The sequence below is a fragment of the Vibrio sp. Vb2960 genome (assembly GCF_033337665.1).
GTDB classification, from domain to species: Bacteria; Pseudomonadota; Gammaproteobacteria; order Enterobacterales; family Vibrionaceae; genus Vibrio; species Vibrio alginolyticus.
The window spans coordinates 1-9,625 of the sequence record NZ_JAWORD010000039.1; the positions used below are offsets into that span (position 1 = coordinate 1).

The following is a 9,625-nucleotide window of genomic DNA, read 5'->3' on the forward strand; positions in this document are numbered from 1 at the left end:
AACGCGTGGCATTTTTGCTATGCGTTGATTTTAGTGCTTAAGGTGGTATGCGGCGGCTTTTGTATTGCGTTGCTCACACCTTAGCTGGGCGTTATATACTTGAGGGAATATGAAAGTTTCTGAACTACAGGAAGTATTTCTGACTGAGCTGTGTTCTCTTCTTCCTGAGTGGAAGTACGTTAAATCACAGCGCACTTTTAAGTTAAAGTCTGGTAATTGCAATTGGCATTTGCATATCAGTTGTATTAATCATGTGTCAGATTTTGATGCTACAGCTGATGTTGCAGTTGAATTTTTGGATAAAAGGAAGAAGTTGATAATTGTTGGTGCTGAGCTTGGAAACATAGAGAGTGTTGGTCAACGACGCTTTCCTGTGGCTTCGTATGACGATGCTGTAGGTTCTGCACGTAGATTGAAGCTCTACTTCGAAGCCGTCGGTCTTCCTTTCCTTAATTTATATAGTGATCCAAAAGTAGTTCTATTGTCACTTAGAAGAGGCGGTAAAGAGGCTATGTTAATCAGTCCTTTGCTAACTTTACACGACCAGCAAATTGAAATATTGAGCCAATACATTGAAGCGCGTACATAACAAAGCATTTAAGAGTGATTCGCAACGCTTGGCAGTTTCGCTTCGCTCAAGTTTAGCCAAGCGCCGCTCACACCTTAATGCGGCGTTATGTGACAGGTATGAGATTCGAACACAAGAAAGTAGAACCAAGCAATATTGATTTTCAGTCACTCGTGGCTGAATTGAACTCATCACTTAGCCAGATCACTAATGATTCTGGCGAAAGCTCGTTTTCATCTGATGCTTTCGATTCGTCGAAAGATGGATGTATTGTGGTCTACCTAAACAAAGTTGCTGTAGCGTGTGGGGTTTTTAGGCACCATCAAAATGAAGTCTGTGAATTAAAGCGAATGTACTCAAACAAACCTGGCGCAGGTGGTTATTTACTCAAACAACTAGAATGTTATGCGGTTGAAAAAGGTTATAAAAAAGCCGTCCTGTCTACACGTAGAATTAACTTAAAAGCGGTGAACTTCTATAAGCGTAACTCTTATCTAGAGTCAGGTGCATATGGAAAATACGTTGGTGTAAAACGGTCAATTTGTCTATCAAAGGCGCTAGTCACATAACAAAGCATTTAAGAGGGATTCACAACGCTTGGCAGTTTTGGTTTGAATTAGCTTAAGTGTTTACGGTACAATGGTTTAGGTTAAGTGGTGGCGTTGTTCACCCCTTAATGCGGCGTTATGTTTTTTGGGAGAAAATGATGGAATTCAAGCTAGAAATCTATGCACCTGAAACAGAAGTTGTAGCTATCCGTGATGCACTTAACTCAGTTGGCGCAGGTGTTGTGGGTGACTATGACAGCGTTTTTTCTATCGTAAACATTTCCGGGTTCTGGAGACCAAAGGAAGGCTCGGAACCTGTTACTGGTGAAAAGGGTGAAATTAATTTTGGTGAAGAAGTCAGAATTGACGTTAGATGCCAAGAGTCTTTAGTTCAAGCAGCACTTGATGTTATTCGAAGAATTCACCCTTACGAAGAACCAGTGATCAATATTTTACCTCTATACAACCATAAGTTTGTCTAGCTACGTCAGCACAAACATAACAAACTGTTCAAGAGGGATTCGCAACGCGTGGCATTTTCACTATGCGTTGGTTTTAGTGTTTAAGGCGGTATGCGGCGGCTCTTGTATTGCGTTGCTCACCCCTTAACAGGGCGTTATGTGCTTTTGAGGATAGTTGACATGGAAGTAGTAAAAGCGAGCCTAGATTTAGCTCCAATATTAGCGAGTTACGCGAAAGAATGTTTGGAGTCGGGTATCCCTAAATATTCCGGCGTTGAGCAAGATCCTGAAGCTTATTTATCACGTTTGGTTGAACGTTCTAAGGCAACTTCTGAATTACCAAACGGTTATTTACCAAGCACAACTTATTATTGCGTATCTGACTCTGAAATCTTAGGCGCTATTCGAGTTCGTAAAGGTAATAATGCCAACGTAGAAAATGTCATTGGGCATATCGGCTACGAAACTAGACCGTCAGTTCGTGGTAAAGGTGTAGCCTCATTTCTCCTCGCTTGGGTGCGAGACCATGTTGTCATTGACTCAGTTATTGTTACTTGTTCAATTGACAATCCAGCGTCTCAAAAGGTTATCGAAAACTGTGGCGGTGAGTACCTTGGCAACTACACAAGTGAAACCGAGGGCATTGTAAGGCGCTACCGTTTAGATCGCACATAACAAACAGTTCAAGAGGGATTCAGCACGCGTGGCATTTTTGGTATGCGTTGGTTTCGGTGTTGAAGTGCCATGCAGCGGCTTGGTCATTGCGTGCTTCACCCCTTAACTGGGCGTTAGCCGTTATGGAGCTTGCTATACTTAAAGTGATAGAATAGTATCACTTTAGTATTTCTTTGGAGCAGCTTTCATGAAAGTAGAACTAGTTACATCACTTAAACGTCAAGCAACTAAGATCCTCGCTGATCTCCACAACACTAAAGAACCAGTATTAATTACTGAGCATGGTAAGCCATCAGCGTATCTAGTTGATGTTGATGATTACGAGTTTATGCAAAATCGTTTGGTTATTCTGGAGGGTATTGCACGAGGCGAGCGTGCTCTAGCTGACGGTAAAGTGGTAAGTCATGATGAAGCCAAGGACAAAATGTCAAAATGGCTGAAATAATCTGGACTGAGCCAGCGCTATCTGACCTCAATGATATCGCTGAATACATAGCACTTGAAAATGTCCTAGCTGCAAAGTAGTTGGTACAAACGATCTTCTCTAAAGTTGAACGCCTAGAAACTTTCCCAGAATCAGGTCGTATTCCGCCCGAACTAGAACATTTAAGTTATCGTGAAGTTGTCGTTAATCCGTGCCGTGTTTTCTATAAACAAGACAGTGACAAGGTCTTTATTCTGTTTGTTATGCGAGCTGAAAGAGATTTGCGTAAGTTCTTGTTGAGTAAGCAATAACCTTTGGGAATGAACGGCTAACAAACGCTTCAAGACGGATTCGCAACGCGTGGCACTTTTACCATGCGTTAATTTTAGTGATTAAGGTGGTATGCAGAAGCACCGTATTGCGTTGCTCACCACTTAAGCGGGCGTTATGCCTCCGAGTACCCCACGTTTAGTAGAGACTTTATTAAGTTAGAGCTAGGGTCTATCTAAAAGTGATATATGGAAAGTGGGTGAGTATATGAAAGGAATAATTGTTCGCTGGGTTGATGACAGAGGTTTTGGGTTCATAAATTCCGAAGAACTTGATGGAGATATCTTTGTTCATGTCTCCAAGTTCAAAAAGGGTTATCGACGTCCACAAATAGGTGACCAAGTCGAGTTTCAATTGGTAAACAATGCTCCAAAATTAAGTGCATCGACGGCACAATTGCTCGGTGTAGAGCCCAACAAAGTCAATCCATTTTCAATGTTATTGTCCGCAGTGTTTATTGGCATTGTTGGTGCGGGATTCTATCTATTCGGAATAGAGCCGACATTAAATCCGGAATATGAAAACATGGGTTTTAGTTGCCAAGGTAAAACTTACTGTAGTGAGATGGTATCGTGCAACGAAGCTAAGTTTTATCTATCAAACTGTCCTAATGTCAAAATAGACGGTGACAACGATGGTATACCGTGTGAAAGCCAGTTTTGCGGCAACTGGTAGTATCGGCATAACAAACTGTTCAAGAGGGATTCGCAACGCGTGGCATTTTCACTATGCGTTGGTTTTAGGGATTAAGGTGGTATGCGGCGGCTTCGGTATTGCGTTGCTCACCCCTTAACAGGGCGTTATGTATTTTAATCTGGGGGTTAGTGATAACTGGCTAATTAACGTTGGAGCTACTGTCAATGCAACTAGAAACGAGTAAAAGCATGATTCGTACTGTTAAGAGAATGTGTGGGTCATATTATGCGCCTGGAATTCTCATGGCCATTTTTATTATGTCGATATGTGTTGTAGAAAATAGAGTTATTGAGGGACCATACACTGATAATGATGTGTTATATCATAAAGCTGAGGTAACTGGTAAGCATGGTACAGCTGGTCGTGGATTATCTTATCAAATTCTTTTTGATAAAGAATACAAGCACGATATTAAAGTTCAATGGTATGACTTTAATTCAATAAATCACTACTATTCCCTAGGATATGGTTCGCGTAAAGATACAGAAAATCTAAGTGTTGGGCTAGTTAGAACGCATGTAGATAATATCTATTATACTGTTTATGTTAAGGCTGGAGATGAAGTTCTTCTTTCGAGTTCTGATGGTCTTCATAGGATAAATAAATTTAACGCCGAACAAGTTAGATGGAGCGCTTACTTAAGTCTTATTGCATTTATTTTACTTTCTCTAATCTTTAGGTTTCTAAGAAAGTGGTATTAAATCCTCTATAATAAAGTTTGCTATTAAATTTGTGCACCCAAAATACATAACAAACTATTTAAGAGTGATTCACAACGCGTGGCATTTTTACTATGCGTTGCGTTTAGTGTTTAAGGTGGTATGCGGGAGCTTCAGTATTGCGTTGCTCACACCTTAACAGGGCGTTAGCTTAAATCATTAACAAGGATGTGTAATGAGAAATAGAAAATGGATATTTGCAGCTATTTTGCTCATTGGTGGACCTTCACTATTGCCATTTAGTTTGGAAGTGATATCCCTAATTGAGTTACTAGGCTTTTTTGGGTTATGGACAATTTATTCATCCTACGCTGAATACTTGGTGAATCATCCTAGATTCAAAAGAGGTCTGCGTTTAGCTACTAGTTGGGATTTTCAGCCGCAAATGCTGTTCTCTCCTAGTGATCTTAAGGCATGTCCCCAGTTAGTTTTTCATATGCTTCCAGTTCAGAGTGTAATGGTCTGGACTTTGAATATTCTGTTTTGGGGTGGTATGGCTTGGTGCTACATAATTTAAGCTAACAAATTGTTCAAGAGGGATTCGCAACGCGTGGCATTTTTACTATGCGTTGGTTTTAGTGATTAAGGTGGCATGCGGCGGCATCGGTATTGCGTTGCTCACCCCTTAACAAGGCGTTATATTTTTATTGGGATTTGCGAATGATTGAAACAGTAAAATATTCAGACATAGTGGAAACAACTAAAGCAGATGAGAAGCGAGTTTCTGGTCGAGTGTATTGCTTTGATGGAGTTGACAGCGTAACTGAAAACTTAATGGTTGAGATGAATGCGAAATTGAAAAGGCATACTCTCGTTGCTGTATTATTTTGCAATCCCAATACACAGTTTTGCAAAGATGAAATTCTTAATTCTCTAAATTACTTCCATAAAAGATCAAAGAACCATATCCATATTTTCTGTTGTGGCTTCGGTGCTTATGAAAAATCCACAGAATTTAATGATATGCAACAAGTTGTTTATATTGATGGTACTCCGTGGTTTTACAGTGACACCGCTTTGGTCAATATCGTTGAAAGTTTTGAAGCAAAAACTAGTTGGGTATATAGCGGTGAGAATGAGCTTCTCATTTTAGACGTTACACCTTCTGAAGATGAAGCTGACATTACAGTGAGCAATGCAATTGTTTGTAATCTTGAGCAAATGAAAACAGACAAAGCGTTCACATCAGTCCGATCTTTAATTGAAAATTTAATCCGTTACGCTGCTAGTAGTGAATGTGCAGACGCTTGGGAATTTAGTGATAGGCAAGGTATACATGCAGCAAAAGATAGTCTCAAAGACGGTTTCTTGGGGTTGTTGCCAAAATCTGTTAGTGCCCTCTACAAAAAATCAGAGGGGTTTGCAGTCAGAAAAATATAACAAAGCATTTAAGACGGATTCTCAACGCTTGGCAATTTCAGTTTAGGTCGGCTTTTGTGCTATATGTGGCAAGGTTTAGGCTTAGGTGGTCGCGTTGTTCACCACTTAATGCGGCGTTAGTACGGGTTTAGAATCAAAAGTCATCAGTTTTGGTGTTTATCTGTTTTGGTGCTCGTCTTTACACCTTTCAGTTAGTGCCTTTCACGTTCTTTCCGGTGGCACTATATGCTGAGTGTTCGCTTTGATTTCACCGTTTACGGTTTCTAACTCTTAGTCTATTTCTTTGACGCTTCTTCTTTCTCGTGGTTTTTACTAAGTCAGAGTTGTCTTTCTTTGGCGTTGCCGTCGAAGTGCGAGGATCGAATCCTTTTCTAATTTAAAGTCAGTAAAAGTAGGAGAGTTCAGTACGTTTTTCTTCTAGCTCACTTCCGTCTCTTAATCGAGTTGAAGTTTTGTAGCTGCCCGTCTCACTTCAGTGTTCAAGTCCTTTCATATCATGCTACTTTTCAATATCTTGGAGCGCACAAATAGAAGTAGCGCATGTACTAACAAATTGCTTAAGAGTGATTCGTAACGCGTGGCATTTTTACTTTGCGGTGGCTTATGTGATTAAGGGGCCGTGCGGTAGCTTTTGTATTGCGTTACTCACACCTTAGCAAGGCGTTAAGTGCAATCAGCGAGAGTCACATCAAAAAAGTAGGGAAGTATGAGCATTAATATAAAATAAGATGGTGATTGTCGCTTTAAAGTGTCAACTGAAGGCGGCTTTACGTTTAATGTTGACGCTACAAGTGAGAAAGCCCCTTGTCCAACGGAAGTTCTATTGTCGGCTTTAGGTTCATGTAGTGCTACGGATGTCGTCTTGTTACTACAAGATCAAGGTTTTGAAGTTCAAGGTCTAGAAAATACCGTTACTTTTGCCCTAACGGAATCAGAACCTCGTTTATATAAATCGGCAAACTTACACTTTACAGTAAATGGCAGTGGTTTTAAGGAGTCTGACATTTTGCGAGCAGCTCAAGAAGCGGTGGAAAAGCATTGTCATGTTTGTCTTATGTTGAGCCCTACGATCGATATCACTTGTTCAGCCGAAGTGGGTAAAAATTGCACTTAACAAAGCGTTTAAGAGGGATTTGGCACGCGTGGCATTTTTAACATGCGTTGAGTTTAGTGTTTAAGGTGCTTTGCAGAAGCTTTTTTATTGCGTGCCTGCACCCCTTAACGCGGCGTTATGTGCTCAGAGGAAAATCGGTAGTGATAAGAGAAATGGATATCTCAGATTACTCGCAAGTAATAGGCTTGTGGTCAACAACAGAAGCGATGTTGTTACGAGATGCAGATTCAAAGGAAAACATAGGTAAGTACCTAAAACGCAATCCAAACCTTAGCTTCGTTGCATTGGATGGTGACGATATTATAGGTGCTATTTTAGTTGGGACTGATGGTCGTCGAGGTTATGTGCAGCATCTGGCTGTTGATTCGACTTTTCGAGGTAACGGTGTTGGTGCAAAGCTCATATCGTCAGCAGTGGAAGCTCTATCGAAAGCAGGCATAGCCAAAACGCATCTATTTGTTGCAAATGAAAACATTAATGCGCAGTCTTTCTACGAAAAACTAGGTTGGTTTCCTCGCGACGAAGTTCGTATGTTTTCTTTCAATTCTTCTAACAGTGGCAACGTTTAGTACGCACATAACAAACTGTTCGAGAGGGATTCGCAACGCGTGGCATTTTTACTATGCGTTGGTTTAAGTGTTTAAGGTGGTATGCGGCGGCTTCGGTATTGCGTCGCTCACCCCTTAACAGGGCGTTATGTTGCCCCGATAAATTTGACAATCTAGAGTTCGAAAATGATAAGAAAGTACAATTCAAATGACTTAGATTCGGTTCTTGAAATCTGGCTCGAAGCCTCTGTTAAAGCCCATGATTTCGTCCCGGCTGACTTCTGGGGATCTCAAGTTGAGAACATGCGTAATATTTATATTCCTGCTTCAGAAGTCTTCGTTTATGAAATTGAGTCGAAAATAGTTGGTTTTTACGCGCTGTATGAAAGTACTTTGGCAGCTATATTCGTGTTTCCTGAATTTCAGGGTAAAGGTATCGGTAAGCAATTACTAAGTCATGCCAAAGCTCAAAGAGCGATATTGAGCCTTTCCGTATACAAGGAAAATAAGGCTAGTTATCAGTTCTATTTGTCTCAAGGTTTTGCAGTCGTCAGTGAGCAACTGGACGAGCATACGGGACACCCAGAGTACACAATGAGTTCGGGCACATAACAAGGCGTTTAAGACGGATTCACAACGCTTGGCGGTTTTGTTCCAAGTCAGCTTAAGTGTTTAAGGTACAATGGTTTAGGTTTGGTGGTTGGCGTTGTTCACCACTTAACGCGGCGTTATATTAATAATTGATTGAAGTGGAAATAATGAAAGCAAAAATAGGATTTTTTCTTGCACTAATAGCGTCAGTGGTTGCCTTTGTGTGGCTATTGAATGACCCGGGTTTTGAGCCGGCAGTAACTTTGCTTGTCGGAGTTAGCAGCCTACTAATAGCTAATCATCAAGGAAAGTCTAGCCCGAGTTTTAAGGATGCCCTCAAGGATATTGTCATGCAAAAAGGCGCCGACTTAGACAATGAAACTCTTGCGATACTTATAAAACTGATTGAGCAAGGGAAAAGTGAGAAGCTAAACCCAAGTATTCAGAAAAAACTGAATGACGGAGATATAGCCTCTACAGTCAAAGAACTTAAGCGTTTAGCAATAGCGAAAGAAAATGACTTAGCGGAGGACTGGATAAAAATAGCAGTATTATCCTATTTTAGTGATCCCAAGGAATCAGTTTTTGCATTCGATAAAGCTCATCAACTTCAGCCAGATAACTTCGAATTAGTGATCGCTTACTCTGATCTTTTAATACAGCTATCTCAGTACAATAAAGCTCAAGCATTACTTGAAGGTATCATTGACCTTAAGTTAAATGATGAACTTGTCGCGTATGCTATTCATTCTTTGGGGACTACGTTTAAGAACCAAGGAAAAATGGATGATGCAGAAAATTTGTACAATGAAGCTCTTGAGCTGTCTCATCTATACGGTTTAAAAAAGTTAGAGGGTCAGATTTATAGCAGTATTGGGCTTTTGTTTAAAATCAAAGGAAACTATCAAAAAGCAATAGATTTCTACAATAGATCATTAAGTATTTTGGAAGACTATGATGACAAGAATATTTCTACAGTATATGGAAATATTGCGGTAGCACATAAAAATTCTGGAAATCTCAAGGAAGCTAGAAAATCATATATAAAAGCACTCTCAATTGATGAAGAAAAAGGGAATCTAATTGGTCAAGCTAGGCACTGTGGGAATCTAGGTAATCTATATAAAGAAGAATCTAATTTTGATACAGCGATGGAGTATTATAATAAGTCAATTTCTTTGTACGAGAAATTGGAAGCAATGAAAGATGTAGGCGTTTGTTGTATTAATATTGGAATAATAGATCAGATTATTAGAAATTTTGATGAGGCTAAGTCGAAATTTGAAAGAGCTTTATTGATTTCAAAATCTGTATGCCACAAAGAACTGGAAGCTTTGGCACTCTATAACCTAGCGTCACTGAACTTTGAGCTAGGAGATGAACTCACAGGAAAAGACTATGCAAGGAAAAGTAAAAAAATATACGAATCGTTAGGGGCTTATCACCGAGTGTCAGAATTAGAAGCATATACAAATTAATATAACAAAGCATTTAAGAGTGATTCGCAACGCTTGGCAGTTTCGCTTCGCTCAAGTATAGCCAAGCGCTGCTCACACCTTAATGCGGCGTTA

Annotated in this window: 13 protein-coding genes and 1 pseudogene; all 14 read left to right on the top strand. The window is 40.1% G+C overall.

Annotated elements, in window-relative coordinates:
- Positions 1 to 109: 109 nt before the first annotated feature.
- Positions 110 to 589, top strand: coding sequence for a hypothetical protein (locus R7O03_RS21960; protein ID WP_318132030.1), 480 nt, complete (start codon positions 110 to 112; stop codon positions 587 to 589).
- A 98-nt stretch (positions 590 to 687) separates the two neighbouring features.
- A complete protein-coding gene (locus R7O03_RS21965) occupies positions 688 to 1,137 on the top strand; it encodes a GNAT family N-acetyltransferase (protein WP_193303428.1) in 450 nt (149 codons plus the stop codon).
- A gap of 134 nt (positions 1,138 to 1,271) precedes the next feature.
- Positions 1,272 to 1,598 (top strand): hypothetical protein, encoded by a 327-nt coding sequence (locus R7O03_RS21970; RefSeq protein ID WP_318132031.1) that lies wholly within the window; start codon positions 1,272 to 1,274, stop codon positions 1,596 to 1,598.
- Between the two features lie 159 nt (positions 1,599 to 1,757).
- Positions 1,758 to 2,252, top strand: coding sequence for a GNAT family N-acetyltransferase (locus R7O03_RS21975; protein ID WP_182028105.1), 495 nt, complete (start codon positions 1,758 to 1,760; stop codon positions 2,250 to 2,252).
- Positions 2,253 to 2,439: 187 nt separating this feature from the next.
- The gene (locus tag R7O03_RS21985) at positions 2,440 to 2,697 is read left to right on the top strand and encodes a type II toxin-antitoxin system Phd/YefM family antitoxin (protein ID WP_318132032.1); all 258 of its coding nucleotides are present in this window, start codon (positions 2,440 to 2,442) and stop codon (positions 2,695 to 2,697) included.
- A pseudogene (locus R7O03_RS21990) lies at positions 2,685 to 2,987 on the top strand (type II toxin-antitoxin system RelE/ParE family toxin). Before R7O03_RS21985 ends, R7O03_RS21990 begins: the two are co-directional and overlap by 13 nt.
- A gap of 226 nt (positions 2,988 to 3,213) precedes the next feature.
- A complete protein-coding gene (locus R7O03_RS21995) occupies positions 3,214 to 3,681 on the top strand; it encodes a cold shock domain-containing protein (RefSeq protein ID WP_005464650.1) in 468 nt (155 codons plus the stop codon).
- Positions 3,682 to 3,944: 263 nt separating this feature from the next.
- Positions 3,945 to 4,403, top strand: coding sequence for a hypothetical protein (locus R7O03_RS22000; protein ID WP_225480406.1), 459 nt, complete (start codon positions 3,945 to 3,947; stop codon positions 4,401 to 4,403).
- 193 nt (positions 4,404 to 4,596) lie between these two features.
- A complete protein-coding gene (locus tag R7O03_RS22005; RefSeq protein WP_075111332.1) occupies positions 4,597 to 4,938 on the top strand; it encodes a hypothetical protein in 342 nt (113 codons plus the stop codon).
- A 143-nt stretch (positions 4,939 to 5,081) separates the two neighbouring features.
- Positions 5,082 to 5,801, top strand: a complete 720-nt coding sequence (locus R7O03_RS22010; protein ID WP_318132034.1) for a hypothetical protein — start codon at positions 5,082 to 5,084, stop codon at positions 5,799 to 5,801.
- Positions 5,802 to 6,549: 748 nt separating this feature from the next.
- Positions 6,550 to 6,915, top strand: coding sequence for an OsmC family protein (locus tag R7O03_RS22015; RefSeq protein WP_318132035.1), 366 nt, complete (start codon positions 6,550 to 6,552; stop codon positions 6,913 to 6,915).
- A 152-nt stretch (positions 6,916 to 7,067) separates the two neighbouring features.
- On the top strand, positions 7,068 to 7,484 hold the full coding sequence (locus R7O03_RS22020) for a GNAT family N-acetyltransferase (RefSeq protein ID WP_318132038.1): 417 nt from the start codon (positions 7,068 to 7,070) through the stop codon (positions 7,482 to 7,484).
- Positions 7,485 to 7,649: 165 nt separating this feature from the next.
- Positions 7,650 to 8,075 carry an N-acetyltransferase gene (locus tag R7O03_RS22025; RefSeq protein ID WP_318132036.1) on the top strand — a complete coding sequence of 142 codons (426 nt, stop codon included), beginning with the start codon at positions 7,650 to 7,652 and terminating at the stop codon, positions 8,073 to 8,075.
- Positions 8,076 to 8,221: 146 nt separating this feature from the next.
- The gene (locus R7O03_RS22030; RefSeq protein ID WP_318132037.1) at positions 8,222 to 9,532 is read left to right on the top strand and encodes a tetratricopeptide repeat protein; all 1,311 of its coding nucleotides are present in this window, start codon (positions 8,222 to 8,224) and stop codon (positions 9,530 to 9,532) included.
- Positions 9,533 to 9,625 lie beyond the last annotated feature (93 nt).